We start from the raw sequence: 317 nt of genomic DNA on the forward strand, positions 1-317 counted from the left end.
CTCTCTTCATCAGCCATCCTCTTTGTGTCATCCAACTGTGTCTGGAGGGATGTTTTGAGTTTGCTAAGTTGGCTGATCTGCGATTCGGCATCTTCAAGTTGCCTTGTGAGCTCTGTGTTTTCGACGGTTAACCTCTTCTTAGCAGCATCAAAGTCACCCAAAGATCGGTGGGCCTCGTCCATCTTTCCTTGAACCTCTGTGAGCTGCATCTCCAACTGCTTGGCCTGTTTTTCTGCGTTTGCCTTTTCCTTATTTACATGGTCCACGCTGGATCTGACATCGTCAAGTTCACCCTTCATTTGAGCCTTCTCTTTTTC

The 317-nt window shown here is 47.3% G+C and carries 1 protein-coding gene; it reads right to left on the reverse strand.

Annotation, left to right across the window (positions count from 1 at the left end):
* Positions 1–299, reverse strand: a 299-nt coding sequence (locus BB427_RS06650; protein WP_175401250.1) for a hypothetical protein, incomplete at its 3' end; no start/stop codon positions are given.
* Positions 300–317 lie beyond the last annotated feature (18 nt).

The sequence above is a fragment of the Pseudoalteromonas sp. BMB genome, from assembly GCF_001709235.1.
Taxonomy (GTDB): domain Bacteria; phylum Pseudomonadota; class Gammaproteobacteria; order Enterobacterales; family Alteromonadaceae; genus Pseudoalteromonas; species Pseudoalteromonas maricaloris.